Genomic DNA, 24,748 nt, shown 5'->3' on the forward strand with positions numbered 1-24,748 from the left:
AGGGGCAAGGGTGCGGTCCATCGCTAGCGTTGCCCCCTCATCCGACCCTTCGGGCCACCTTCTCCCCGGCGGGGAGAAGAAATGGGCTGCACCCGCTCGGCGCATGCCCATCTATCGAAAATCAGGAAGCATCCGCCAGCCAGCGTCGTGCCGCTTCTATATCGGCAAGCCCCAGTTCATGCCCGTCATCCAGCATTTCCACCCGTGCCTCTGCGCCGCTCGCCGCAAGCCGGCCTTGCAGCTCGGTTGCTCCGTCGCGATATTTGTCGCGTTCGCCGGCGACGAGCAGGAAATTCCGGCCGGAAAGATCAGTTTGCGGCCATGTGTCTAGAACCGGCATGGGCCGGTAGAGCAGGGCGTCTCCGCCAAGGTCGGGATAAAGTGCGGCAAAGGCCGCATAGAAATTTGCACCATTCGAATGGCCGATAAACCGCAGTTTCGAGCGATCAAGACCGTAGGAACGGATCGCGCCCTCAACAAAGGCGGCAAAGGCCTCTGCTTCTGCCGCAATATCAGTCTGGTCGAAGCTGAAATCGGGGAAACGCCGGAACCAGCGGGCGATCTCTTCTTCCGTGCTGCGGCCGCGCACGCCTAAAAGTGTCGCGCCGCGCGCGGCCCTGTGCGCCAGCGGCATCAGACTCGTTTCGCTGCCGCCAGAGCCGTGCAGCAGGATGATGGTGCTGCCATCCGGTTCCTCCGGCGTATAGAACCGGTGCACGAAGGGCAGGTCGCGATAGATGATGCGTTCCTCGCCCGGCATGGAAAATTGCGGCAGGGCAACGCGCACATCCGCCTCGTCCTTCATGAACAGCGGCGGAATGAACAATTGTTCGCCGAGCGCTTCCAGCGGTTCGTCGATCGTCATGCCGGGGCCGTCGGTTGCCATTTCGATCAGCACGCCACCCGGTTCGCGGACATAGAGCGAATGGAAATACTTTCGGTCATGGGCATTGGTGGTGCTGGAATTGAGCGATTTCAGTCCGGTGAGCACCGCATTCAGCTCATCGATATCCTGGGCGCGGAAGGCGATGTGATCGACCGTGCCGGTGCCCGGTGCGCTGGACCAAAAGCCGGTGGCATCACGCACGTCGATGATGTCGCCGCTGTTGGAGACGAGCCGGCGGATCGCGCCGGTCTGGCTTTCCTGCCGGTAGCCGAAATGTTTCTCCAGAAACGCCACGGTTTCTTCCGGTACCTCGCTCAGCATCGTCGCACCATAGATGCGGCGAATCGCGTCCTGCGCGGAAATATCGTCCGTCACATGTGGCGTCGCATCGGCAAAGGCATGGGTGCCGACCAGCTTGACGATCAGGCCGTCAGGGTCTTTCAGCCGGATGACCGGCTCGCCGAATTCGTCGGATGGCCCCTCGGCGCGGATGCCGAATTTCAGCGCCCGCGTCAGCCAGAAGCCGATTGCGGCGGGATCGATCGCTACCGAGACTTCCAGTGTCTGGCCGTAACCGACGCGGCCTTGGCCGCCATCTTCCCAGACGAGAAATGTCAGAAGCGAACCGGGCGAGGCGATGTCGTCGCCATAAAGCAGGTGAAGCTGCATGGCGTCTTCGAAGCCGGCGGTGCGCTTGACCAGCTTCAAACCGAGAAAGCCGGCGTAGAAATCCACATTCGCCTGCACCTTCCGGGTGATCATGGTGATGTGGTGTATGCCCAGTGCAGAATTCATCTTGCCGTCCCGTCGTTTCGCCTGCTGTTCGTGGCCCTATTTGTCCTACGCTGCGCCTGATCCGCAACCCCGGCAAATGAGAACGCTGTGTTCTCTGCGTGAACGATGTTGCTTCCGCTTCGTTGCACGCACGCTGCGCAGAAACCGGGCTTTTTGCCTCCATATCGATCCATAATGCACATAAAGTAAGCATACAAAATAATGGCTATTTTGTATGCAATTTTATCTTGCCTTGCGGGTGGGAATTGGCTCTTATGCAACCAATCCAACAAAACCATCAGGGGGAATAGATGATCTTAACGCGCAGGTTGTTGTCCAAAGCGCTAGTCATTGCTGCCATCGGCGTTACCGCCGGAATGGTGCTGCCGGTGACGGGCGCTTATGCCGAAACGCCGGTCAAATTCACGCTCGACTGGAAATTCGAAGGCCCCGCCGCCGGCTTCCTGCTGGCGCTCGACAAGGGTTACTTCAAGGCGGAAGGCCTCGACGTCACGATAGACAGCGGCAACGGTTCGGTGGAAGCCATTCCGCGCGTGGCAACTGGCGCCTATCAGATGGGGTTCGGCGATATCAACTCGGTGATGAAGTTCCTCGACGAGGATCCGAGCCAGAAGATCAAGGCCGTTTACATGGTCTATGAGCGCCCGACCTTTGCCGTCGTCGGCCGCAAGTCGCTTGGCGTCACGGGTGATCCGAAGTCGCTGGAAGGCAAGAAGCTCGGCGCACCGCCGCCGGATGGCGCCTTTGCGCAATGGCCGGCCTTCAAGCAGGTCGCGGGTCTGGATGAGAGCAAGATCAAGATCGAATCGATCGGTTTTCCCGTGCGTGAACCGATGCTTGCCAAGGGCGATGTCGATGCCGTCTTCGGTTTTGCTTTTTCTGTCATCCTCAACCTGAAGAAGCAGGGCATTGCCGATGACGACATCTCGACCATCCTGATGGCCGAGCACGGCTTGAATCTCTATGGCAATGCGGTGCTGGTAAACACTGATTTCGCTGAGAAAAACCCTGAAGCCGTCAAGGGCTTCCTCAAGGCGCTGGCCAAGGGCTTCGCCGATTCCGTCAAGACCCCGGAAGAGGGCGTGGCAGCGGTGCTGAAGCGCAACGAGACGCTCGACAGCGCCATTGAGCTGGAGCGCCTCAACATGGCCAACAGCATGAACATCAAGACGCCCTATGTGGTTGAAAACGGCATGGGCGGCGTCGATCCGGCCCGGCTTGCCGCCTCCATCGAGACGTTGAAGGTTTCCATGGGCCTGAAGGGCAATGTGAAGGCGGAACAGGTGTTCGATGCGACCTACCTGCCGACCAAGGAAGAACGCATGCTTCCCTGAAGGATAAAACGAGCGGGTGCCGCTTGTTTCTTCTCCCCGCCGGGGAGAAGTCCGCGGCAGCGGGATGAGGGGGCAAGCTCTAGGCCTATCGCTGACGTCGCCCCCTCATCCGACCCTTCGGGCCACCTTCTCCCCGGCGGGGAGAAGAAACAAGCGGAACGGTTTTGCCATGCTCTTGAAGCCGTAGCCTCCGCAGGACAATCGAATGGGCCGAGTGGGCGCCGCTCACTTCTTCTCCCCGCCGGGGAGAAGTCCGCGGCAGCGGGATGAGGGGGCAAGCTCTGGGTTTCTCGATGGCGTCGCCCCCTCGTCCGGCCCTTCGGGCCGCCTTCTCCCCGGCGAGGAGGAGAAACAAGCAGCAACGCTGCGGGATTAAACGGCCCGATCAGCAACTGAAAACGGGGACTGCGATGTCACATCTCGTGGAAATAGACAATGTCGACATGCGTTATGGCGGGTCGGCCGGCACGCTGGCCGTATCCGGTTTGAACCTGACGGTCGACAAGGGTGAATTCGCTGCCGTGGTCGGCCCGTCGGGCTGCGGCAAGTCCACGCTGATGAAGCTGGTGACGGGGCTGCATATTCCGCAAAAGGGCAATGTCATCGTTGCCGGGCGGCAGGTCACGGAGCCGGTCTCCATCGTCGGCATGGCGTTTCAGAACCCGACGATGCTGCCCTGGCGCACGACGTTGGAGAACATCCTGCTGCCGCTGGAAATTGTCGAAAAACACCGCCGCCGCCTGCGCGCCCACAAGGCGGAATATGTCGCGAAAGCAGAGCGCCTTCTGGAGATCGTCGGTCTCAAGGGCTTTGGCTCGAAATATCCATGGCAGCTTTCGGGCGGCATGCAGCAGCGCGCCAATCTCTGCCGCGCGCTGATCCACGAGCCGGATCTGCTGATGCTCGATGAGCCATTTGGCGCACTCGATGCCTTCACCCGCGAGGAATTGTGGTGTGTCATCCGTGACCTGCACGCCGCGCAGCGCGTGACCATCATTCTGGTAACCCACGATCTGCGCGAAGCGACCTTTCTCGCCGACAAGATTTTTGTGATGAGCGCAAGGCCGGGCCGCGTCCTGGCGGAGCATCGCGTGCCGTTTGCCCGTCCGCGCCAGCTCGATCTTATGTATGACAAGGGTTTCAACGACATGGTGCAGGCACTGCATGGCGAAATCGCGCAGGCGAGGGTGGCGGCATGAGCGCGATCATGGAAAGCACCGTCACGGCCGAGCCGCGCAAGCCGCTGATTGCCCGCGTCAACTGGGTGAAGGCCGCTCCCTGGCTTTATACGCTGGCGCTCTTCGTTCTGTGGGAACTGTTGGTCTACGCGCTGAAAATGCCGCCCACCATCCTGCCGTCGCCGGTAAGGGTAGGTCAGGCCATCCTGCAATATTGGTCGCCGATCTGGAAGAATTCGCTGCAGACGCTCTATACGACGACTTTGGGCTTTGCCATTGCTGTTGTCGCCGGCCTTGCCATCGGCCTGTTCATCGGCTGGTCGAAAACCATTTATGCCGGGCTTTATCCATTGATGATCGGCTTCAATGCCATCCCGAAGGTGGCGCTGGTGCCAATCCTCGTCATCTGGTTCGGCATCGGCACTGTTCCCGCGGTGTTGACCGCCTTCCTGATTTCCTTCTTCCCCATCGTCGTGAATGTCGCCACAGGCCTTGCCACCATCGAGCCGGAAACCGAGGACGTGCTGCGGGCGCTTGGCGCGAAGAAGATGGATATCATGCTGAAGGTCGGCATTCCGCGTTCCATGCCCTATTTCTTCGGCTCGCTGAAAATCGCCATCACGCTCGCCTTCGTCGGCTCGGTCGTCTCGGAAACCGTTGCCTCCAATTATGGCCTCGGCAACATGATGAGTTCGGCGCAGAGCCAGTTCAACGTGCCGCTGGTTTTTGCCGGCCTCCTGATGCTCGCCGTGGAAGGCATCGTCATGTACGCCATCATGGCCTGGCTTGAAAAACGCATGACCGGCTGGGCGCATCGCTCGACCATGGGACAGTGAACGGTTGTCGCTTGTTTCTTCTCCCCGCCGGGGAGAAGGTGGCCCGAAGGGTCGGATGAGGGGGCGACAGCAGAGATATGCGGCGAGCTTGCCCCCTCAACCCGCTGCCGCGACCTTCTCCCCGGGGGGAGAAGGCGAAAGAGGCACGCGCTCGGCATTCCTCGCGCTCCGGAAAGCCGTGAGCCTGCTAGGGCTCAATGCGCCGCCATTTCCTTGACGATATCAGCGCCGTCCATCAGGAAGGGATAATAGGTCGGCCAATTGGTGACTTCGTCCAGCAGTGCCTTGCGGTCATTCCCCCAGTAGAGGTGGTAATGGCCGGCCTTTACCGGGGCGATGGAGTGGTCGCTGAACTGGATGAACTGCGGAGCGGCCTCGTCGCCGGCGGTCTTCTTGAAGATGTATCTTACGCCGCGATTGCCCTTCTTGTAGGTCAGGATTTCCTGGCCGTCACTGGCATAAGTACCCTCGACCGGTTTGCCTTCCTTGTAGAAAGCCACGCTGTCGCCCTTGATGACGATGCGGTTCACATCCGTCTTGTAACCGATGTCGTAATAGGCGCGATATTCTGCGGCCGTCTTGTCGCCATGGGCGGCTTTTTCGGCCATGACGGAATCAAGCGAACCGTTCAGCAGGTAAGGATAAACAGACTGCCAGTCGCCGTCCCAGTCGGAAAGCGTGCGCGGCTTCACCTGGGCATCCTCGAAATAACCGCTGTAAATCTTCTTTTCCGCCTCGGTCATCTGGTGCCCGTGATCGTGCCCATGGTCATGGCTGTGGGCGGCGGATTTGTTGCCGCCGGCGGCCGTGGCAGCGGCTGCCACCAGCAGCATGGAACCAAGCGCGACCGCGCCTGTGACGCGGATGAGTGTCTTCTGCATTGTTTGGCCCTCTCATATCTGTCGTCGAAAAGTCAGTTACGTAATAACATTACAATCCGACCTATAGAGACGTCTTTTGCAGGACGCAAGGCCGCGAGCTGGCGGGCGGTGATGAAAAAAAGCGCGATGGCCGGGAAAGCCACCGCGCTTGAGACATGGAGGTTGGGAAGAGAGTTTCGAGGCCTCAGGCGGGCTGTGCGCTCACTTCCGCCTTGCGTTCATCAAAGGCAAGCTTCATGGCCTTCGTCACATCGCGGGTCGTTACGAAATAACTGTCGCTGCGCACCCAATAGCGCAATTTGACCGTCGCGCTGTCGGCGCTGACGGAATCAACGAAGGTGACGGGGGCAGGGTCCAGCAGCACCCGGCTTTCGGAGCGCACCACGCGCATCAGCATATCCTGCGCAGCAGCCAAGTCCTCGTCATTGTTCACCGTCAGGCTAAGCTCGTGGCGGCGCGAGGGAAAGCGGCTGTAATTGGTGATCGGTACATTCCAAAGGGTGGAGTTGGGCGCGAGGCGATAAAGCCCGTCACTGGTCTTAAGCTCGGTGGCAAACAAACCGATTTCCACCACGGTGCCGCTAACCGTGCTGGTCTCGATATATTCACCGACCCGGAAGGGACGCAGCACCAGAAGCATGATGCCGGCGGCAATGTTCTGCAGCGTGCCCTGCAGCGCAAGGCCGATGGCGAGACCTGCGGCACCCAGCGCCGCGAGAATGGAGGCCGTCTGCACGCCGAACTGGCCAAGCACCATGACCAGCACCAGAATAAGCACGACATAACGGATCGCGCCCGCAAAGAAACCGGCGAGTGTCGCATCGAAACCGCGAATGCGCGACAGGCCCTGAAAGGCCCATCGCTGCAGGAAGGTGGCAGCCAGCCAGCCGACGATCAGCAGCAGAAGCGCGCCGACGATCGAAAAGGAATATTGCACCGCCAGCGCGCTCGCCTGCCGCACGGCGGCCTGCGATGCGACGATGATATCCGTTGCCTGTTGTTCCATGAATTATCCCGTGATTTTCATTGCTGTTCAGGGTTGGTAACGAATGGGTGCCGCAGGGGTTCCGCCAAAAATCGGGCGTCAGCCGGCAAGCGGCAACACAAAAGGCACATTGCCGTCGGTATCCGCCCCTCTGCCGATCGCTTTGATCGCCTTGACCAGCCGGCCTTCTCGCGCCAGCAGCCGGTCGCCAATGGCAATGATGCGGGCATTGGGGGTGACATAGGGCGAGACGGCGCGCAGGCGAAGCGCAAGCGCCATTTCGTCCTGATCCGGATAAAGGCAAAGTGCGGCAATGACGGCGGCGGCCGGCGAGCGCGAAATCCCCATCCAGCAATGGATGAGCAGCGGTGCTGACTGATCCCATTCCCGGGCAAAATCGATGAGCTTCAGCACATGCGCATCATCAGGGGCGATAAGATCGCCGCTGCCCTTGAAGGCGATGTCGTTCATGGCAAGCGTCAGATGTCGGTCGGCGGCAATCACCGCCGGGCGGTGAAAATTCTGCTCCTTGGCAATCAGCGTCACCATTTCGCGGGCCTTGTGCTTCACGGCCATTTCCGCGATCCGCGACAGCGGCGATACCACGATTGCCGTCATGTCGTGCTCCCGGTCCTAGTTGCGCGCAGCGCCTCGATTGCTTCGAAACGTTCGATGAACAGTTTCTGTGCTTCCGTCGAGGGCAGGGGCGTGATGGTAAACATGTCGCGGGTAATGCCGCGCGGCAGGCCGAAGAATTTCTGCGCCTCGGCAGTGGAAAAACCGGCAAGCTCCGTCGCCTCGAAAAACGCGGCAACCGTATCGGCCTTCTTGATGCGGTCCTTCAAATCGCGCGATGCATGTGGCGGCAAGCCGAACCGCAGATGCACGGCGGCCTCCAGCCGCTTCTCGACGGTCTTGTAGCCGCCGCCGACCACGGATTTGAACGGTGAGATCATGTCGCCGATGACATATTCCGGTGCATCGTGCAGAAGCGCCATCAGCATGTCGCCGGGCGTCGCATCCGTGCACATGCGGCAGAAAATCGTCTCGACGATGAGGCTGTGCTGGGCGACGGAAAAGGCATGATCGCCGCGCGTCTGGCCGTTCCAGCGGGCGACGCGGGCAAGACCATGGGCGATATCGGCGATTTCCACGTCGAGCGGCGAAGGATCGAGCAGATCGAGCCGCCGCCCGGAGAGCATGCGCTGCCAGGCGCGCGGACTTTTTGCGAGCGCCACGCCTAGTCCTCCGCCCGCGCTGCCGGATCGGCGGCCGGGAAGGAAAGGCCACTCCAGGCCGGCAGGGCCACGGTTACGGTGGCATTTTCCGCAAGAAGCGGGGTGCCGGAGGCAAGCGCATCGGCAATACGATCGATCCGCACGATGGCGAGCGCTGTGCTGCCGCAAACGGTCCCGAGCGTGCCGACCGGTTTTCCATTGGCGGTAATCTCTGTCCCGCTGTCTGGAAGCCGACCTTCGGCCGAAACGGTAACGACGCGCCGCCTTGCCGTGCCGCGATGTTTCATGCGTGAGACGACTTCCTGGCCGACGAAGCAGCCCTTCTTGAAGGAAACGCCGTCATTCACATCCATCAGCACATCATGGGGAAATGCATCCTGCAGCGCATAGTCCCGTCCGGATTCGGCAATGCCATGTTCGACGCGCAGCGCCTCATAGGCTGCAGCGTCGCCGGCGGACGAGGCGCCCGGCAGGCGGAACAGATCAACGCCGGCCTTGGCAAAACGCTCATCCCGGATGCCTGCCTCGGGCGCGTTCTCGTTCCAGAAAACGCTGACGCCTTCGGTCGCTTCGGATTTCAGATCGACCGGCGCGCGCAGCTTGTACATGGTCAGGCGGCGCAGCAGCGCATCCTGCTCGGCAGCACCCGTCTCGATCAGGTAATCCGTTCCATCGCGCGCGATCAGGAAATCGAACAGGATCTTGCCCTGCGGCGTCAGCAGCGCCGAAGCGCGGGCTTCGCCCTCAACCAAATTTTCAACATCGGCGGTGATGAGATTATTCAAAAATTCCTCGGCGCCTGTGCCGGAAACTCTGATCAGGCGGCGGTCGTCAAGAAAGGCGGAAGGCATGGCGTCACCGTTCGGTTCATCGAGGCTGCGCGATCTCCGGCAAAATGCAGATGCACTTGCCGGACGGCTCATTCCGCACAGTTAGGATTTTTACCGGAGAACGGCAAGCACCGCGAGACGATCAATCACCGGCGGTGAAGAACTTCCACTTGCCATCAGGCGAAATGCCGATGCGGTAAAAGCTGTAATTGCCATATTCCTGCATATCCGCCAGATCGCCCGCCGTGATGATACGCAGCAGCTCCACCTTCTCCGGCGGTGTCAGCGTATTCAGCGGCTTCCCGGCGAAATAGGGAAAGACATAGGCTTCATCAGGCGTGCCGGCATCGATATGGGCATAACCGGTCGACAGCAGGTCGATGATGATCGCCAGCACTTCCAGCCCGTCGGGATCACCGGAATAGCTTTTCAGCGCCGCGATCGGGTCTTCGCTGTCGCTGCCGTCGATGCGGAATTCGTTCTGGCCGGCGGCGATGAAGGGCCGCAATTTTTCGATATCACCCGAAGCGGCGGCGTCGATGATCTGCTGGCGCAGCTTGCGAACGGCTTCCGGGGCCTTGGAAATGTCGTGCTCGATGACGACGGACATTTCCGGAGCATTGTCCGGCTTGGAGGATTGCTGTTTGGTCTGGGCAGCGGAACGGTCGACCAGGGGGTCGGGCAGGGGAATGCCTTCCGAATCGCCTTCGATTTCGTCCGGCTCCGCGGGCTGGGCCTGCTGCGGCTGGTCACCGTTCTGGGCCTGCGGCTCGCTTTCGGTGTTTTGCGCCGGTTTCAGCTCGGAAAGGGCGAAAGCGCGGTTCGGCAAGCCAATCGACCCGGCGGTCAAAGCAAGCACGATGGACAGCATGGCGGAAGAGCGCAAAAGCCCCTTGCTCAGGCAAGACATGATAGACCCCGGCTTTACTGTATCACCCGCTGCGGAGAAAATTCGCCTTCAAGCATACGCTGGCGCAGCGATTCCAGCATTGCTTCCGCACCGGCTTCGCCATGCATGCGGATGGTTTCGCGCATGGCCAGAGCAATGGCGGCATCGGCGATGATCTCAGGCTCGATGCCGTCGGCCATGCCGTCAGCCCATGCCTCGTTCTGGTGTTCCAGAGCGACCTGCATCTTTTCATGCACGATCATATCGTCGATTTCGTTACGGCTCGTCTGCATTTTTCATCCTCGACAGGGCGGGCAAGTCCTTACCACCCTGTTAACAACACTAGCAGCCTTTTATCAAAACGGCACGGGCTGCGGCGAAAAGAGGTTAACAATCCTCTAATTTCCGAACCTGGACGCAATTTCCTGAGCAAGTGTTGCCCCTTCGTTACGGTAGTTCTCTTCTGCCATGACGGCGGCGCGTGTGCAACTGGTGTGGATGGCCGCAAAGGAGCGGTATCCACGGTTGAATGCAGCCGTCATGCGCTGGCGTCTTTCGGGTTCGTTGGCCGTGTCCGCAGCCAGAAGATCGCTCATCGATCTGCGCCAGTCCTCCGGACCGGAAGACGGGCACAGGGTTCTCAGATATTGCACCGCGCCCAGTATTTCGGAAAGCCGTGCCAGCTTGTCGTCATAGGGCGCGGGTTTGGGCGGCGTCACTTCCGCAGGGCGGACTTCCTTGGAAGCCGCCTTTGAAGGCTGCGCATAAGCGATGCCTTCTTGCCCGGCCGGCAACATGGCCAGGAAAAGAGACAGGAAAATGGTTGATCGTATCAAAATTCTATTCTGCCCCACACATACGCGTGAACTGCTGGCTGGTGAACATCCGGCGGGCGGACATGCCCTAAATAATCGCGATTCTTGCTGGCTGGCAATCATGCAAGCAGGCGCTCGGCGCATTCGACGACGCTTTCAGGCGCCGGCAGCCGGCGGATTTCCGCCAATGTGTACCAGCCCGCATCCGCCGCATCGTCGGCCGCCGTCACTGCCGGATCGGCATCCGTTTCCACTGTGAAGACCGACAGGAAATAATGGCTGGTCAGCACGCCGTCTGCGTCGCGCGACGGCAGGTCATATGTCGCGAAAAGTTGCGGTTTGCGCGCGAGGATGCCGGTTTCCTCGTGAAGTTCGCGAATCGCCGTCTCCGCCGGTGTTTCCCCCTCTTCGCCGCGCCCGCCCGGAAAAGCAAACATGTCCTTTGACGGCGGATTGGCGCGGCGCACGAGAAGCAGCCGGTCGCCATTCCTGACGATGGCGGAGGAGGCGGGGCGGGGCTTGATGCGAAGGGTCATAAAGGGTTTCACTCGTTTCGGCCGTCTGGGGCCTGTCTGCATATTGTGGTGCGAGAGCACCGATGCGCCCTTTCGGATGAGGCGCGGAGGCTCTAACCTGTTGCGAACAACACGCCCCATTGTGCACGCAGAAGACGGTGGAATGAAGGTCTATCTTATCTATGTATTGGCGGCACTTGCGGAAATCGCCGGTTGCTTTTCCTTCTGGGCCTGGCTGAAACTCGGCAAGCCTGTCTGGATATTATTGCCGGGCATGCTGTCGCTTGCCGCTTTCGCCTGGCTATTGGCACTGGTGCCGACCGAGACGGCGGGCAGAGCCTATGCCGCCTATGGCGGGATTTACATCGCCGCATCGCTTCTCTGGCTCTGGGGCGTTGAAGGGCAATTGCCGGATAAATGGGATGTCGCCGGCGGCGCCGTTTGCCTCGCCGGCACGGCCATCATCCTGTTCGGTCCACGCGCCTGAGGAGAAGAAGATGTGCGGACGTTTTGTCCTGAAGGCGACGCCGGAAGAAATCGCCGATTATCTCGATTTGATCGGGCTTGAGGATTTTCCCGCCCGTTTCAACATTGCGCCCACCCAGCCGGTTCTGGTGGTGCTGGAAGGCGAGCGGCAGGAGCGCGGCAGCAACCTGCCCAACCGCCGGGCGGTGCTGGTCCGCTGGGGCTTTCTGCCGGGCTGGGTGAAGGACCCCAAGGATTTTCCCCTGCTGATCAATGCGCGCTCGGAAACCGCCATCGGCAAGGCCTCCTTCCGCGCCGCCATGCGCCATCGCCGCGTGCTCATTCCCGCCACCGGCTTTTACGAATGGCGGCGACCACCAAAGGAGGAAGGCGGCAAGCCGCAGCCCTATTTCATCCGCCCGAAAAACGGCGGCATCGTCGCCTTTGCCGGCCTCATGGAAACATGGTCTTCCGCTGACGGATCGGAAGTCGACACCGGCGCAATCCTGACGACGGCCGCCAATGCCGCAATCGGCCGCATTCACGACCGCATGCCTGTCGTCATAGCGCCCGAGGATTTCAGCCGCTGGCTGGACTGCAAGACGCAGGAGCCGCGCGAGGTGGCCGATCTGATGCGCCCGGCTCAGGACGATTTCTTCGAGATGATCCCGGTGTCGGACAAGGTCAACAAGGTCGCCAATGTCGGCGCCGATCTCATCGAGCCGGTGCCGGAAAGCGCGCCGCTGGCCAAGATCAAGCCGCCGAAGGACGAGGGGCAGATGTCGCTGTTCTGACGTGATTCCCAAGGACCGTGATTCCAAAGGCCAATGACTAGGGCCGGACGTTGCCGCATATTTCTTCTCCCCGAGGGCGAGAAGGTGGCTCGAAGGGTGGGATCAGGGGGCAACGCCAGCGAGAGACGGAGAGCTTGCCCCCTCATCCCGCTGCCGCGGACTTCTCCCCCTCGGGGAGAAGAAACAAGCGGCGTTCGCTCATTTCTAACATGGTGAAGCGGATTCGATTTGGCGACGCTGGCATTCATGGGACAGTAATGAAGGGGCAGGATATCGCCCCTTGTTTCTTCTCCCCGCCGGGGAGAAGGTGGCCCGAAGGGTCGGATGAGGGGGCAACGTTAGCGGTATACGGAGAGCTCGCCCCCTCATCCCGCTGCCGCGGACTTCTCCCCGGCGGGGAGAAGAAACAAGCGGCGTTCGCTCATTTCTAACATGGTGAAGCGGATTCGATTTGGCGACGCTGGCGTTCTTGGGACAGTAATGAAGGGGCAGGATATCGCCCTTGTTTCTTCTCCCCGGTCGGGGAGAAGGTGGCCCGAAGGGTCGGATGAGGGGGCGACGCCAGCGAGAGACGGAGAGCTTGCCCCCTCATCCCGCTTCCGCGGACTTCTCCCCGGCGGGGAGAAGAAACTCGCGGCACCCGCCCGCTTCCGATAAACGGCTATCTTCTTCGAAGGGCTCTCAGCCGTTCTGCCCCATCTTCTGCAGGCCTTCCTGGATCATCACGTCGGAATATACCCGGTTGCGGCCATTCGCCTTGGCGAGATAGAGCAGCTGGTCGGCGGCATTCAGCTGGTTGTCGAAAGGTTCGCCCTTTTCGATTTCCACCACGCCGAGCGAAATCGTCAGCGCCAGGCTGCTGCCGCTCAGCTGGCGGCCGTTACTTTCAACAGCGCAGCGCAGTTCCTCGCAGAACTGATAGGCGGCATGGGCATCCAGCCCGCGCAGGAACACGGCGAACTCTTCGCCGCCGAGGCGGGCGGGAATATGGCGCTTCTCATGGCACATGTCGTGCAGCAGTTCGGCAAGCTTCTTCAGCGCCCGGTCGCCGGCATCGTGCCCGAGTGTGTCGTTGATCTTCTTGAAATGGTCGATGTCGAGAATGGCGACCGCACCGTTTTCGTCATTGTCGTTGATGATATCCATCAACGCCCGGGTACGCTCGAAGAAGGAGCGGCGGTTCGGCAGGCCGGTCAGATGGTCGCGTTCGGCCAGTTCGCGCAGGCGTTTCAGCTGCTTCAGCGTTTCGATATTATTGTCGATACGGCACTGCAACTCTTCCGGCACGAAGGGGCGATAGACGAAATCGGATGCGCCTGCCTTGAGGAAACTGGCCGAAAGCAGCCGGTCAGTGGAGGATGAGATGCCGATCACCCGCAGATCCTCCGAGGAACGGCTGTCGCAGATGCGGCGCGTCAGCTCATAACCGTCCATGTCAGGCATATGATAATCGGTGATGACGAGCTGGATCGAGGGATCCTGTGACAGGATTTCCAGCGCCCGGTTGCCCGAATGGGCCTCGCTGACCTTGAAATTCTGCCGCTCCAGTATTTCCACCAGGCCGGAACGCGCCGTGCGCGCATCATCGACGACCAGAACGGAAAAGCGCCGGTTGGTCAAAATCCGATCGACGGTCTTGACCACCGCATCGACGGTGCGATGCCCGTCCTTGACGATATAATCGATGATCTTCTTTTCGGCGTAACGTTTGCGCGCCTCTTCATCCACCGTTGCGGTGAAGACGATCGCCGGCACCTTGCGTTCGGAAAGAAGGCCTAAAATCTCGCCCTTCGGCGCGTCGGGCAGATTGAGCCCCGTCAGCGCCAGTGTAAAATCATGGACGCTCAGAAGGGCATCGGCGGCAGCCATGCTGTCACAATGAATGACCTCAGCCTCGGTCTCTTCCGAGAGCCGCGACTTCAGCAGCATGGAAAGAGCAACGGAATCTTCAATCAGAAGGATTTTATCCTGCATGGCCGTCCCAAGCCCCCCTGGCCTGTCTTCACAATCTTTCCTGAACACCGGATATTCGTCATCCGCATGTCTGCGGATTTGGAAGTCGGCTTATGCATTGTTTTGGAAAAAACTGCGAAAAATAGAAAATTCTTTGTTATTCACTAGTCTATACGTTTGCGCTCGTACAGACGTTTCGTAGAGGCCGCGCTTTTTACTTCATTTTCGTTGCGGCTTCGTTACAAAAAGTTCCTGAATTTATGAATACCGGTCGTTCATGCTGCATGCCGGACAAAAAACGGCGCCGTTAAAGGCGCCGCGCGATTGCTGAAGTTCTGCCGGGGAATGTTGATTCTTGACCCGATGCACCAGATGATCCGAAAACCGCTGGCCAAAAAAACTTAATGTTTTCAGGCGGGTTTGACGGCTGGCTTGCGCTTCAGCATCAGGGCTGCGGCCGCGACGGCCTTCAGTCCAAGCGGGCGGTAGTGGCTTTTGAGGTCCGGCTTCGCCTGCGGCTGTGCCTTCGTCTCGTTCGTCATTTCTTTTCTCCATAATTCACGCCATTCGCCGGTGCGAAGCGTGTGAAGCCCCTTTCTCGGGGGTAATCTTGACGGATTCGAGGCGAAAAAAAATGAAGCCGGCTTTGAGGGATGCGACATTTTGTGCCACATCCGCCGGCAAGGTCCCGCAGGAAAAATAAACCTATGGTTTCAAATACCGCGATCGAGGCCGTTTCCGCCATTCGCCTCATCATGCGCGTCTTCTTCGATGGTCAGCGTGCCATAGCGGCGATGCCACAGGCGGGCGCTGATGGGAATGAAGACGAGATAAGCGGCAACGGTCAGAACCAGCACTTCCCAGGTGAAGCTCATCAGCATCGCCACGTAGAGCACGACGACGAGGATCATCGGCAGCACCAGATCGCGGCGAATGCGGCTGGTGCCTGATTTTCCCGACCAGACCGGCAGGCGGCTGATGAGGAGGTAACCGATCAGCACCGTATAGGCGGCGGCGACATAGGCGAAGGGCTTGTCCGGCTCCACGCCGAGGAAGCCGAGATAGACCGGCAGAAGCACCAGCATGGCGCCCATGGGAGCCGGAACACCCACGAAGAATTCGTTCTGCCAGGGCGCTTTCACCGGCCGTTCGATCATCACGTTGAAGCGCGCGAGGCGCAGGCCGGCGGCAATGACATAGATGAGCGCGGCGATCCAGCCGATGGAGCGCGCCTGATCGAGCAGATAGGCATAGACCACGAGGGCAGGGGCGACACCGAAATTGACGATGTCGGCCAGACTATCCATCTGTTCGCCAAATTTGGAGGTCGCCTTCATCATCCGGGCGATGCGCCCGTCGATGCCGTCGAGGAAGGCGGCGAGCAGCACCATGCCGACGGCCAGCTCAAAGCGGCCTTCGATGGCGAGACGCACGCCGCTCAGGCCCGCACAGATGGCCAGAACGGTGATGAGATTGGGTATCACGAGGCGGAAGGGAATTTCCCGCAGACGTGGTCCCCGGCCGCTATCCTTGCGGCCCTCCTGTTTTCCGTTCTGTTGCGGCTCGGCGATCGGCGTTTCCATGGCGCATGCCCTTCCTGATTGTCATCAGCCGCGGCGGCTGATGACCGGGCCTTTGGCGGAGCCGAATTCGGCAAGTACGGTTTCACCGGCAACGGCCGTCTGGCCGACGGAAACGCGTGGCTGGAAACCTTCCGGCAGGAAGATGTCGAGACGCGAACCGAAACGGATAAGGCCGAAACGCTCACCGGCATCAACTGGTTCATTCGGCTTGACCCAGCAGACGATACGGCGGGCAACCATGCCGGCGATCTGCACCACGCCGACCTTGCCATGCGCCGTCTCGATGACGAGACCGTTGCGCTCATTGTCTTCTGAAGCCTTGTCCACTTCCGCATTGAGGAAGAGGCCGGGGCGGTAAGCGACATTGACGATGCGGCCGCGTACCGGCGCGCGGTTCACATGGCAGTTGAACACGTTCATGAATACCGAGATGCGCACCATCGGCTCCTTGCCGAGTTCCAGCTCCAGCGGCGGAACGACGGTCTGCACGGCGGAAACCTTGCCATCGGCGGGGCTGATGATCAGGTCGTCATCCTGTGGTGTAACGCGCTCGGGGTCGCGGAAGAAATAGGCGCACCAGGCCGTCAGTACGAGACCGACCCAGAATAGCGGTTCGGAAATCCAGCCGAGCACCAGCGATGCGACGAAGAAGGCGGCGACGAAGACGTAACCTTCCTTGTGGATCGGTACGATGGTGTTGCGAATGGTGTCGAACAGACTCATGAGATTCCTTGCTCCGGTTTCCGTTGTCGCGTCTATATGTGGTCGTGATACGACACGATCCACACGGCAATGCGACAAATTTTGCCTAGCTGGTTACAGCCAAACGACCCGCCCGGCAATGGCCCGGTGGATCTGCGCCCCCGGTTATCAGGGGTTTATGCCCGTCAATGCGCCGGTTCGCCGCGGTCCACGACGCCGAGATCGTCGGTTTCGCGAACATGGCGCAGCATCTCTTCCGCCCGGATGGCTTCGCGCTGGCGGCTCCACATCGAGGCGTAGAGGCCGTTCTGCGCCATCAGCGAGGCGTGTGTTCCGCGCTCGGCGATCAGCCCCTCCTTCAGCACGATGATTTCGTCAGCGTGGATGACCGTCGAAAGACGATGGGCGATGACCAGCGTGGTGCGGTTTTTCGAGACGATGTCGAGCGCGCTCTGTATCTCCTGCTCGGTATGCGTATCGAGCGCTGAAGTCGCCTCATCGAGAATGAGGATCGGCGGGGCTTTGAGAATGGTTCGGGCAATCGCAACGCGCTGCTTTTCACCACCCGACAGTTTCAGGCCCCGTTCGCCGACCATGGTCGCATAACCCTCCGGCAGCTTGCCGATGAAGGCGCTGATCTGCGCCGCTTCCGCTGCGGCCATCACCTCCTCCTGCGTTGCCGAGGGGCGACCGTAACGGATGTTGTAGGCAAGCGTGTCGTTGAACAGCACGGTATCCTGCGGCACCATGCCGATCACCGAACGCAGGCTCTTTTGCGTCACGTTGCGAATATCCTGCCCGTCGATTGTGACGGCGCCTTCCTGGATATCGTAGAAACGATAAAGCAGCCGCGAGATCGTCGATTTTCCCGCACCCGAAGGCCCGACGATCGCCACCGTCTTGCCGGCCGGTACATCGAAGGAAACGCCCTTCAAAATCGGCCTTTCGGGATCATAGGCAAAATGCACGTCGCGGAACGAGATGGCGCCCGGTCCGGCGCCAAGCGGTTTCGCATCCGCCCGGTCGGTAACCTCGGCCTCAACCTCGAGAAGGTCGAACATCTGCTCTATGTCGGTCAGACCCTGACGGATTTCGCGATAAACGAAACCGATGAAGTTCAGCGGCACGGAAAGCTGCAGCAGCAGCGCATTGACGAAGACGAAATCGCCGATGGTCTGTTCGCCGCGCTGCACGGCGAGCGCCGACATCACCATCATGACGGTGGAACCGATGCCGAAGATCACGCCCTGGCCGAAGTTCAGCCAGCCGAGCGAGGTCCAGATCGAGATCGCCGATTTTTCGTAACGCTCCATCGCAACGTCGAAACGCTTCGCCTCCATCTCCTCGTTGCCGAAATATTTGACGGTCTCGAAATTCAGAAGCGAGTCGATTGCCTTGGTATTGGCGTCGGTGTCGCTGTCATTCATGGCGCGGCGGATGGAGATGCGCCAGTTGCTGGCCCGGACGGTGAACCAGATATAGGCCCAGACGGTGATGACGGTGACCAGCACATAGGAAAAACCGTAGGACGCCCAGAAAATAACCGCCGTCAGCAGGAATTCGATGAAGGTCGGCGCGGTGTTGAGAATGGTGAACCGGACAATGGTTTCGATGCCCTTGGTGCCACGCTCGATAACCCGCGAAAGCCCGCCGGTCTTGCGTTCCAGATGGAAACGCAGGGAAAGCCGGTGCATGTGCACGAAGGTTCGATAAGCCAGCTGGCGCACCGCATGCTGGCCGACGCTGGCAAACAGCGAATCGCGCAGCTGGTTGAGCCCGACCTGTATCAGCCGCGTCAGATTATAGGCGATGACCAGTGCGACTGCGCCGAGCAGGAAGGCCGGAACCAGCCCTGCCATGTCTAGTTTGCCGTTCAGTGCATCCGTTGCCCATTTGAAGAAATAGGGAACGGCGATCAACACCAGCTTGGCGACGACAAGGAACACGGTTGCCCAGATCACCCGCATCTTCAGGTCCCATCGGCCTTCCGGCCACATATAGGGCCAGAGATTGATCAGGGTCTGGGTCGGATTGCTGGAATCCGCCGAAATGGTTTTTTTCTTCGTGGCCATCATTCTCTCCGGTCACTGCCGGAAGCCGACAGCATGACGGCGGCTTTCGCCGCCGTGCTTGTCACAGATGGGATTGTCGCGGCTTAACCGCAACCTCTTCGGCGCTTTAGGAGCCGCCCTTCAGCCGTTTGCGGTGGAGTTCTTCCGCATTCGGCAGGGCCTTTTCCGGTACACCGAAAATCTGGCCGGGCTCGATGAGGTCAGGATTTTTGATCTGGTCCTCATTGGCGAGGTAGATCGTCGTGTAACGCACGCCCTGTCCATAAACGCGCCGGGAAATCTGCCACAGCGTATCGCCGCGGCGGATGATGACGCTGTTCTGGCTTTCGGCGAGCGGTGCCTGCTCGAAGGTCTGCGGGCCGGCAGGTGCCTGCGGCGCGGGCGCGGCTGGTGCGGTAATGTGCAGTTCGGTCAGTCGGCTTGCGAGCGATGCGATGCCCTTGCCGATGGCCGCCACATCATTCGGCCATGCCTCGACCGATGCCAGCAGATCACGCGCCTTGGCGGTGATGCCACCTGCAAAGGCGGTGAAGGCCGGCTCTGTTGCCGCGGCGGTGCGGAATTCGGAGAGCGACTTCAGGGCAATCACTACCGCGGAGCGACCGGCAATCGCCTGATCGAGCGCCGGTGTCGCCTGATCCCTGTAGAGATTGGAAAGAATGCCGAAAGCCTTGGAAACGTCCTCTCGCAGCTTTTCAAAAGCGGCGCGGTCGATTGCCGTGCTCTGGTTTTCAGCCGGTGCGGCTGTGGCGGCGGCGGGCGAAGCGGTCGTCGCCTGCATGGCAACGGTTGCCTGATCGGTCTGTGGCCGCTCGAAGGGAACACGCACGCGCAGCTTTACCGTGCCGTCGGCATTCAGTTCCTCGACGGTGATGATATGGCTGCCAACGGCAAGATCGACATCGCCCTCCACGACGAAATGACCGGAGGTTTCCGTAATGCTCTTGCCGATTTCCCGGTCATCGACCAGCGCACGCACCGTCGAACCGGCAGGTGCGGAACCGGCGACAAAAATCTTCGATCCCTCAAATTCCACGGCGGTGACCTGAACGGTCGAGGCAGCAGCCTGAGCTGGAGCGGAACCGGCCGCAGGGGGAGCCGTCACTCCGGCAACGGCTGCAGGGGGAGTGGCGGCATTGCCGGTTTCGGCGATTGCCGCTGCGGGCTGTCCCGATTGTGTGGTCTGCAGTGCTGGAGGTACCGCCTCCGGCATTGCCAGCACGCGGCTTGCCTCGCCGGGCTTGGAAACCATCGCCAGAAGTTCGCCGGCCTTGCCGTTGGGCACCGAGACGGTTGCCACTTCTTCGGATTGTGTCGCCTTGCCGCTGGTGTCGGTGGAGCGCAGCACCAGCTCATGGTCGCCCGGCGGCAGGGGATTGTCGAAAACCGCGGCAAAATCGCCGGTGCCGTCGATGGTCGTCTGGGCGATCACCTTGCCGTTGCTGAGAATTTCGAGTTTGGCACCCGGCTGCGCCTTGCCGGCGACCACGGCCGAACCATCCGGCTCGACGCGCAACACGTCAAAGGTCGGCACGCCGGGCGTTGCCTGCGCAGCCCCGGCAGGAGCCGTGGTGGCAGGTGCAGCGGCGGGCTGTGCCGGCTGCGCTGCGCCATCGTCGGTGCCGGCGAAAACACCTGCCAGGCGGCGGATCTGGGCCGCTGCCGCTGCCGCATTGTCGGGCAGACCGCGCAGGAAGGCCGTGGTGCGCTCGGCCGCCGTGCGCGCGGTGGTGATCAGCCGCGACGTCGTTTCGTCCAGCGATTCCGGGATTTCGATATTGGTCAGTTCCTTGAGCGAAGCTTCGACCTTTTTGCGCGCCGCTGCGAAATCCGCGTCGGAGGGAACCTTGCTGTCGGCGAAAAGCGTTGTCAGATCCTTGATCGACTGGGTTGCAGAGGCCGCCAGCCGCCCCACCTTGTCGGCGATATTGGCGGTTTCCTCTGCGGCGTCGGACAGGATGTCGCCCGCCTTGTCGCCACCCATTTCAACGCTGTTCTTCACCGCATTGCCGGCGTCATTGATGGCCTCGCCGATCGGTTTGCCGTCGTTGGAAATCCTCGGCAGGACGAAAAAGATCATGAGCAGGGACGCAATGCCCAGCACGATCAGCGCCAGCAAACCGGCTTTATTGTTTTTCATCCTGGAATCTCCGGGTATTTCAAGCTTTTCACACGAGTTGAGATTGCTAGCGTCTTACCTGGCGCCAGACAAGCGGCGTGTGGCCAAAAGGCCATATTTACAAGGGATTTCCCAAATTTTCTTGACGTGCAGCATCCCGCATAGTTCCTTCCTCTCATGACGGACAAAAATACAGCGATTCGATCCATCTGCGTTTATTGCGGCTCCCAGCCCGGACGTGATCCAGCTCACATGGAAGCAGGCCGCGCGCTTGGAAAATCCATTGCCGAAAACGGCATCCGCCTCGTTTATGGCGGCGGCACCAAGGGCATCATGGGCGCGGTTGCCAGCGGCGTTCTTTCCAACGGCGGCGAAGTGACGGGCATCATACCGGAATTTCTGGTCGATATGGAGGCAACGCGCCATTCTCTCGGACAATTGAACGAGCTTGTCGTCACCAAGGACATGCATGAGCGCAAACATATGATGTTTGAGCGCTCGGATGCCTTCGTGACCCTGCCGGGCGGTGTCGGCACCCTGGAAGAGATCGTCGAGATCATGACCTGGGCGCAGCTTGGCCGTCACGCCAAGCCGATGGTCTTTGCCAATATCAACGGTTTCTGGAACCCGATGCTGGAGCTGGTGCAGCACATGCGCGACCAGGGTTTCATCCATCGGGCCCACCTCTTGAACCCGCTTGTCGTCGACGAGGTGAAGGACATCGTGCCCGCCATCATCGACCGGGCGCTGGCGCAGCAGAACCCGGAAGGCGACCCTTCGGTCATTTCCCGCCTCTGAAACATGTTGCCCTGGAGCGTGCGGCGGTTTCGGGATAACGGCATGCATTCGCGCATTGGAAAATCGTTAATGAACCGCCGCGCGGTTCATTATAATTTTAAGTGTATATTAATACAGATTTAACAGCGGCATCGCCCAACCCGCTCTTTTCATGGCCCTGCGACTGATCCTGTGCCAGCGTCACCAGGACGTTGGCTGTCGCGGAATCTCTTTTCGCCGCCATGAGATTGGGTACATCAGGAAATGATTGCTTTTGTGGTGCGGCTTAAAAGCCGGGCGCATTTCATTATTCAGAGAAGCCCGCTGCGGGGCAGGGAAGGCGTGCTTGGTTCCGCCGCCCGCCGCCGGGTGGATACGCAAATGCGCCTCGGTATCCTGATCGCCGTTTTCGTCGCCATCTATGCCGTCGTGGCTGCGCGTCTTGTTCAATATGGGCTTGCGCAACCCGTCGCAACCGCGTGGATCAACACCGGCGCCACCGCCGTCGCGTCGCGGCCGGATATCGTCGACCGCAACGGCAAGCTTCTTGCCACCGATCTCAACATGGTGTCGCTTTATGCCGATCCGCGCCGGGTTGTCGATCCCGACGAGGTGGTGGAGAAGCTGGCGACCGTCATCCCCAATCTCGACTGGCGCGACACACATCGCAGATTGCGTTCGGATAGCGGTTTCCAATGGCTGCGACGCCAGCTTACGCCCCGTCAGCAGGCGGATATCCTCAATCTCGGCATACCCGGCATCGGCTTCCGGCCGGAAAAGCGCCGGTTTTATCCGGGCGGTCCGACGGCCTCGCATATTATTGGCCACGTGAATGTCGATAATCAGGGCCTTGCCGGCATGGAGCGTTATCTCGACCAGCAGGGGCTCGCCGATCTGCGCGCCACTGGTCTTGCAAGCGGCGTGGCGCTGGAGCCGGTGAAACTGTCGATCGATCTGCGGGTGCAGAACATCGTCCGTGAGGTCGTCATGAAGGCGAAAACCGACTATCAGGCGGAAGCGGCGGGTGCCGTGATCCTCGATGTGGAGACGGGCGAGGTGCTGGCCATGGCCTCGGTGCCGGACTACGACCCCAACGAACCGTCCCGTACGCTTGCCGATGGCAGCATCGACAGGGAGTATGAAAAGGGCTGGTTCAACCGCATGAGCAACGCCACCTTCGAGATGGGCTCCACCTTCAAGAGCTTCACGCTCGCCATGGGGCTGGAGGCAGGCGCGATCACGCTGAATTCGGTGGTTGACGCGTCGCGGCCGATCCGCATGGGCGGCTTCACCATCAAGGATTTCTGGGGCAAGAACCGCCCGCTTTCAATCGCGGAAGTGTTTCAATACTCATCCAACATCGGCACGGCGGCGGTTGCCGACATGGTCGGTGTCGAAGGCCACCAGCAGTTCCTGACGAAACTCGGGCTGCTGTCGCGCATGGAGACCGAGATGCCGGGCGTGGCCACGCCAACCCAGCCGAGGACGTGGAAGAAGATCAATTCCGTCACCATTTCCTTCGGGCACGGTATCGCCACCACACCGTTGCAGACGGCGGTTGCCGCCGCAGCGCTTATCAATGGCGGAAACCTGATTTCACCGACTTTCCTGTCGCGTTCAAGGGAAGATGCAGCCACGGTTTCCCGTGCCGTCATCAAGGGAAAGACCAGCGCCGATATGCGTTATCTTTTCAACTGGAATGGTATCAAGGGCTCCGGCAGGCGTGCGCAGGTCGAAGGATTTCACGTCGGCGGCAAAACCGGCACCGCTGACAAGGTCATCAACGGCCGCTACGCCAAGGATATCAATTTCAACAGCTTCGTCGCCGCCTTTCCGATGCATAAGCCGAGATATGTCGTGCTGTCGATGATCGATGCGCCAAAGACGGGTGAGAACGGCGGCCGCACGGCAGCCTCGACCGCAGCGCCGATGATCCGCGAAATCGTCGCCCAGACGGCAGCGCTCCTCGGTGTCAAACCGCGTTTCGGATACGAAGCGGATCCGCAATTGCTGATGGACTATTGATGTCCGCCTCTCCTCGTTCCCGCAGCGGGCACAGGAACGAGGGAAGGAGCCGGATTACCGCTTGAACCGCATCAGGCTTGAGCCGGTATAGATCGCCAGCGCCACCCAGATCATCGCAAACGCCGCCATCCGCACGGTGTCGAAGGGTTCCTTGAAGATGAAGATGGCGATGAGGAAGATCATCGTCGGCGCGATATATTGCATGATGCCGATGGTCGAAAGCCGCAGCAACTTGGCGCCATTGCCATAGAGAATGAGCGGAACGGCGGTGATCACGCCGCTTGCTGCCAGAAGCCAGGTGTCGGCGGAATTGCCGCCCATGAAATGCGCCTGTCCGCTGAAGCCCAGCCAGGCCATGACCAGCACGGCGGGAATGGACAGCAGCATGACTTCGAGCAGGAAGCCCTGCGTCGCGCCAATCGGCAATGTCTTGCGGAAAAAGGCGTAAAATCCCCAGGACATGGTAAGCGCGATGGACACCCACGGCAGGCTGCCCGCATGCCAGGTCAGGATCGCCACCGCTATTGCCACGAGGCCGATGGCGGCGATCTGCGCCGGATATAGTTTTTCCTTCAGGAGCACGGCACCCAGAAAAATGCTGAACAGCGGATTGATGAAATAACCGAGTGCGGCATCCAGCGCGCGGCCGGCGCCGATCGCCCAGATATAGATACCCCAGTTGATGCTGATGAGGGCGGCGGTGAGGCTCGCCATGGCCAGCATCTTCGGGCTTTTCAGTGCCGAGCGGATTTCCGTTGTCCGGCCGAGCGCAATCAGCACTGCCGCCGCGATCGGCACCGACCAGATGACGCGATGCACGATGACCTCGATCGGCGAGATATGCGCAACCGCCTTCATGTAGATGGGGAGGAAGCCCCACAAGAGATAAGCGGAGAGCGCGAAAGCAAAACCGCGCGCGCTGTCGCCGCCCTCTTGGGCCGGGAGCGATTTGTCGAGTGCCATGGGGAGTACCGCCAAAATTGTTCGGATGGCGTTTTATAGCGGATCGCCACAGGGGCGGCCAATTCATTTCCGTGAAGGGTTCATGAGAAAAACTGCATGAATAACAGGCGCTT

General features: G+C 60.3%; 24 protein-coding genes. 7 read left to right on the top strand and 17 right to left on the bottom strand.

The annotated features are described in order from the left end of the window. Nucleotides 1-121: 121 nt before the first annotated feature. Entirely contained in the window at nucleotides 122-1,681 is a 1,560-nt protein-coding gene (locus QSV77_RS03465; RefSeq protein ID WP_302732527.1) for a VOC family protein, read from the bottom strand. Between the two features lie 290 nt (nucleotides 1,682-1,971). On the opposite strand from QSV77_RS03465, the gene QSV77_RS03470 reads away from it, so the two are divergent. The 3 genes from QSV77_RS03470 to QSV77_RS03480 all read left to right on the top strand — a co-directional run bounded on the left by QSV77_RS03470 (nucleotide 1,972) and on the right by QSV77_RS03480 (nucleotide 5,029). Next, complete coding sequence (locus QSV77_RS03470; RefSeq protein ID WP_302732528.1) at nucleotides 1,972-3,015, top strand: ABC transporter substrate-binding protein; 1,044 nt, start codon at nucleotides 1,972-1,974, stop codon at nucleotides 3,013-3,015. Between the two features lie 410 nt (nucleotides 3,016-3,425). Beyond that, nucleotides 3,426-4,214 carry an ABC transporter ATP-binding protein gene (locus QSV77_RS03475; protein WP_194287535.1) on the top strand — a complete coding sequence of 263 codons (789 nt, stop codon included), beginning with the start codon at nucleotides 3,426-3,428 and terminating at the stop codon, nucleotides 4,212-4,214. Continuing rightward, on the top strand, nucleotides 4,211-5,029 hold the full coding sequence (locus QSV77_RS03480) for an ABC transporter permease (RefSeq protein WP_046798769.1): 819 nt from the start codon (nucleotides 4,211-4,213) through the stop codon (nucleotides 5,027-5,029). The genes QSV77_RS03475 and QSV77_RS03480 overlap by 4 nt, the downstream gene beginning before the upstream one ends. A 194-nt stretch (nucleotides 5,030-5,223) precedes the next feature. On the opposite strand, the gene QSV77_RS03485 is transcribed toward QSV77_RS03480, so the two are convergent. The 9 genes from QSV77_RS03485 to QSV77_RS03525 all read right to left on the bottom strand — a co-directional run bounded on the left by QSV77_RS03485 (nucleotide 5,224) and on the right by QSV77_RS03525 (nucleotide 11,203). Further along, nucleotides 5,224-5,910: a metal-binding protein ZinT gene (locus QSV77_RS03485; RefSeq protein ID WP_271360964.1), complete on the bottom strand. Its 687-nt coding sequence runs from the start codon at nucleotides 5,908-5,910 to the stop codon at nucleotides 5,224-5,226. 184 nt (nucleotides 5,911-6,094) lie between these two features. Beyond that, nucleotides 6,095-6,916: a mechanosensitive ion channel family protein gene (locus QSV77_RS03490; protein WP_142839460.1), complete on the bottom strand. Its 822-nt coding sequence runs from the start codon at nucleotides 6,914-6,916 to the stop codon at nucleotides 6,095-6,097. Between the two features lie 78 nt (nucleotides 6,917-6,994). Further along, nucleotides 6,995-7,513, bottom strand: coding sequence for a tyrosine phosphatase family protein (locus QSV77_RS03495; RefSeq protein ID WP_302732529.1), 519 nt, complete (start codon nucleotides 7,511-7,513; stop codon nucleotides 6,995-6,997). Next, complete coding sequence (locus tag QSV77_RS03500) at nucleotides 7,510-8,133, bottom strand: HD family hydrolase (protein WP_302732530.1); 624 nt, start codon at nucleotides 8,131-8,133, stop codon at nucleotides 7,510-7,512. Before QSV77_RS03500 ends, QSV77_RS03495 begins: the two co-directional genes overlap by 4 nt. A 2-nt stretch (nucleotides 8,134-8,135) precedes the next feature. After that, nucleotides 8,136-8,984, bottom strand: a complete 849-nt coding sequence (locus tag QSV77_RS03505) for a folate-binding protein YgfZ (RefSeq protein ID WP_302732531.1) — start codon at nucleotides 8,982-8,984, stop codon at nucleotides 8,136-8,138. 121 nt (nucleotides 8,985-9,105) lie between these two features. Beyond that, nucleotides 9,106-9,873 carry a hypothetical protein gene (locus tag QSV77_RS03510; RefSeq protein ID WP_142839463.1) on the bottom strand — a complete coding sequence of 256 codons (768 nt, stop codon included), beginning with the start codon at nucleotides 9,871-9,873 and terminating at the stop codon, nucleotides 9,106-9,108. Nucleotides 9,874-9,887: 14 nt separating this feature from the next. After that, nucleotides 9,888-10,145 (bottom strand): hypothetical protein, encoded by a 258-nt coding sequence (locus tag QSV77_RS03515; RefSeq protein WP_003496894.1) that lies wholly within the window; start codon nucleotides 10,143-10,145, stop codon nucleotides 9,888-9,890. Nucleotides 10,146-10,250: 105 nt separating this feature from the next. Beyond that, nucleotides 10,251-10,688: a TIGR02301 family protein gene (locus tag QSV77_RS03520; RefSeq protein WP_269698364.1), complete on the bottom strand. Its 438-nt coding sequence runs from the start codon at nucleotides 10,686-10,688 to the stop codon at nucleotides 10,251-10,253. Nucleotides 10,689-10,786: 98 nt separating this feature from the next. Then, nucleotides 10,787-11,203: an NUDIX hydrolase gene (locus QSV77_RS03525; RefSeq protein WP_271360970.1), complete on the bottom strand. Its 417-nt coding sequence runs from the start codon at nucleotides 11,201-11,203 to the stop codon at nucleotides 10,787-10,789. A 142-nt stretch (nucleotides 11,204-11,345) separates the two neighbouring features. On the opposite strand from QSV77_RS03525, the gene QSV77_RS03530 reads away from it, so the two are divergent. Further along, nucleotides 11,346-11,669, top strand: a complete 324-nt coding sequence (locus QSV77_RS03530) for a YnfA family protein (RefSeq protein ID WP_142839466.1) — start codon at nucleotides 11,346-11,348, stop codon at nucleotides 11,667-11,669. Between the two features lie 10 nt (nucleotides 11,670-11,679). Beyond that, nucleotides 11,680-12,441 (top strand): SOS response-associated peptidase, encoded by a 762-nt coding sequence (locus QSV77_RS03535; RefSeq protein WP_302732540.1) that lies wholly within the window; start codon nucleotides 11,680-11,682, stop codon nucleotides 12,439-12,441. Between the two features lie 681 nt (nucleotides 12,442-13,122). Here the strand turns inward: QSV77_RS03535 and QSV77_RS03540 are convergent. From QSV77_RS03540 to QSV77_RS03565, 6 genes are all read right to left on the bottom strand, one after another. Continuing rightward, complete coding sequence (locus QSV77_RS03540; RefSeq protein WP_302732541.1) at nucleotides 13,123-14,415, bottom strand: PleD family two-component system response regulator; 1,293 nt, start codon at nucleotides 14,413-14,415, stop codon at nucleotides 13,123-13,125. Between the two features lie 389 nt (nucleotides 14,416-14,804). Then, nucleotides 14,805-14,936, bottom strand: coding sequence for a hypothetical protein (locus QSV77_RS03545; protein ID WP_256367995.1), 132 nt, complete (start codon nucleotides 14,934-14,936; stop codon nucleotides 14,805-14,807). A gap of 171 nt (nucleotides 14,937-15,107) precedes the next feature. Next, complete coding sequence (pssA, locus tag QSV77_RS03550) at nucleotides 15,108-15,977, bottom strand: CDP-diacylglycerol--serine O-phosphatidyltransferase (protein ID WP_269698360.1); 870 nt, start codon at nucleotides 15,975-15,977, stop codon at nucleotides 15,108-15,110. Nucleotides 15,978-16,001: 24 nt separating this feature from the next. Then, nucleotides 16,002-16,736: a phosphatidylserine decarboxylase gene (locus QSV77_RS03555; RefSeq protein WP_142839938.1), complete on the bottom strand. Its 735-nt coding sequence runs from the start codon at nucleotides 16,734-16,736 to the stop codon at nucleotides 16,002-16,004. Between the two features lie 128 nt (nucleotides 16,737-16,864). Then, nucleotides 16,865-18,751, bottom strand: a complete 1,887-nt coding sequence (locus QSV77_RS03560) for an ABC transporter ATP-binding protein/permease (protein ID WP_302732542.1) — start codon at nucleotides 18,749-18,751, stop codon at nucleotides 16,865-16,867. A 106-nt stretch (nucleotides 18,752-18,857) separates the two neighbouring features. Then, on the bottom strand, nucleotides 18,858-20,891 hold the full coding sequence (locus tag QSV77_RS03565) for a LysM peptidoglycan-binding domain-containing protein (RefSeq protein WP_302732543.1): 2,034 nt from the start codon (nucleotides 20,889-20,891) through the stop codon (nucleotides 18,858-18,860). 156 nt (nucleotides 20,892-21,047) lie between these two features. Between QSV77_RS03565 and QSV77_RS03570 the strand changes: the two genes are divergently transcribed. Beyond that, nucleotides 21,048-21,668: a TIGR00730 family Rossman fold protein gene (locus QSV77_RS03570; protein ID WP_080842185.1), complete on the top strand. Its 621-nt coding sequence runs from the start codon at nucleotides 21,048-21,050 to the stop codon at nucleotides 21,666-21,668. Between the two features lie 243 nt (nucleotides 21,669-21,911). Continuing rightward, nucleotides 21,912-23,672 (top strand): penicillin-binding protein 2, encoded by a 1,761-nt coding sequence (locus QSV77_RS03575; protein ID WP_302732544.1) that lies wholly within the window; start codon nucleotides 21,912-21,914, stop codon nucleotides 23,670-23,672. A 54-nt stretch (nucleotides 23,673-23,726) separates the two neighbouring features. Here QSV77_RS03575 and rarD read toward each other — a convergent pair whose 3' ends face one another. After that, on the bottom strand, nucleotides 23,727-24,635 hold the full coding sequence (gene rarD / locus QSV77_RS03580) for an EamA family transporter RarD (protein ID WP_302732545.1): 909 nt from the start codon (nucleotides 24,633-24,635) through the stop codon (nucleotides 23,727-23,729). Nucleotides 24,636-24,748: the final 113 nt, after the last annotated feature.

It is taken from the genome of Agrobacterium sp. V1 (genome assembly GCF_030518355.1).
Lineage (GTDB): Bacteria > Pseudomonadota > Alphaproteobacteria > Rhizobiales > Rhizobiaceae > Agrobacterium > Agrobacterium cucumeris.

Excerpts from the sequence above, each read along its gene's own strand:
- QSV77_RS03465 (WP_302732527.1), bottom strand. The coding sequence starts at position 1,681 with ATGAATTCTGCACTGGGCATACACCACATCACCATGATCACCCGGAAG.
- QSV77_RS03470 (WP_302732528.1), top strand. The coding sequence starts at position 1,972 with ATGATCTTAACGCGCAGGTTGTTGTCCAAAGCGCTAGTCATTGCTGCC.
- QSV77_RS03475 (WP_194287535.1), top strand. The coding sequence starts at position 3,426 with ATGTCACATCTCGTGGAAATAGACAATGTCGACATGCGTTATGGCGGG.
- QSV77_RS03480 (WP_046798769.1), top strand. The coding sequence starts at position 4,211 with ATGAGCGCGATCATGGAAAGCACCGTCACGGCCGAGCCGCGCAAGCCG.
- QSV77_RS03485 (WP_271360964.1), bottom strand. The coding sequence starts at position 5,910 with ATGCAGAAGACACTCATCCGCGTCACAGGCGCGGTCGCGCTTGGTTCC.
- QSV77_RS03490 (WP_142839460.1), bottom strand. The coding sequence starts at position 6,916 with ATGGAACAACAGGCAACGGATATCATCGTCGCATCGCAGGCCGCCGTG.
- QSV77_RS03495 (WP_302732529.1), bottom strand. The coding sequence starts at position 7,513 with ATGACGGCAATCGTGGTATCGCCGCTGTCGCGGATCGCGGAAATGGCC.
- QSV77_RS03505 (WP_302732531.1), bottom strand. The coding sequence starts at position 8,984 with ATGCCTTCCGCCTTTCTTGACGACCGCCGCCTGATCAGAGTTTCCGGC.
- QSV77_RS03510 (WP_142839463.1), bottom strand. The coding sequence starts at position 9,873 with ATGTCTTGCCTGAGCAAGGGGCTTTTGCGCTCTTCCGCCATGCTGTCC.
- QSV77_RS03515 (WP_003496894.1), bottom strand. The coding sequence starts at position 10,145 with ATGCAGACGAGCCGTAACGAAATCGACGATATGATCGTGCATGAAAAG.
- QSV77_RS03525 (WP_271360970.1), bottom strand. The coding sequence starts at position 11,203 with ATGACCCTTCGCATCAAGCCCCGCCCCGCCTCCTCCGCCATCGTCAGG.
- QSV77_RS03530 (WP_142839466.1), top strand. The coding sequence starts at position 11,346 with ATGAAGGTCTATCTTATCTATGTATTGGCGGCACTTGCGGAAATCGCC.
- QSV77_RS03535 (WP_302732540.1), top strand. The coding sequence starts at position 11,680 with ATGTGCGGACGTTTTGTCCTGAAGGCGACGCCGGAAGAAATCGCCGAT.
- QSV77_RS03540 (WP_302732541.1), bottom strand. The coding sequence starts at position 14,415 with ATGCAGGATAAAATCCTTCTGATTGAAGATTCCGTTGCTCTTTCCATG.
- QSV77_RS03545 (WP_256367995.1), bottom strand. The coding sequence starts at position 14,936 with ATGACGAACGAGACGAAGGCACAGCCGCAGGCGAAGCCGGACCTCAAA.
- pssA (WP_269698360.1), bottom strand. The coding sequence starts at position 15,977 with ATGGAAACGCCGATCGCCGAGCCGCAACAGAACGGAAAACAGGAGGGC.
- QSV77_RS03560 (WP_302732542.1), bottom strand. The coding sequence starts at position 18,751 with ATGGCCACGAAGAAAAAAACCATTTCGGCGGATTCCAGCAATCCGACC.
- QSV77_RS03565 (WP_302732543.1), bottom strand. The coding sequence starts at position 20,891 with ATGAAAAACAATAAAGCCGGTTTGCTGGCGCTGATCGTGCTGGGCATT.
- QSV77_RS03570 (WP_080842185.1), top strand. The coding sequence starts at position 21,048 with ATGACGGACAAAAATACAGCGATTCGATCCATCTGCGTTTATTGCGGC.
- QSV77_RS03575 (WP_302732544.1), top strand. The coding sequence starts at position 21,912 with ATGATTGCTTTTGTGGTGCGGCTTAAAAGCCGGGCGCATTTCATTATT.
- rarD (WP_302732545.1), bottom strand. The coding sequence starts at position 24,635 with ATGGCACTCGACAAATCGCTCCCGGCCCAAGAGGGCGGCGACAGCGCG.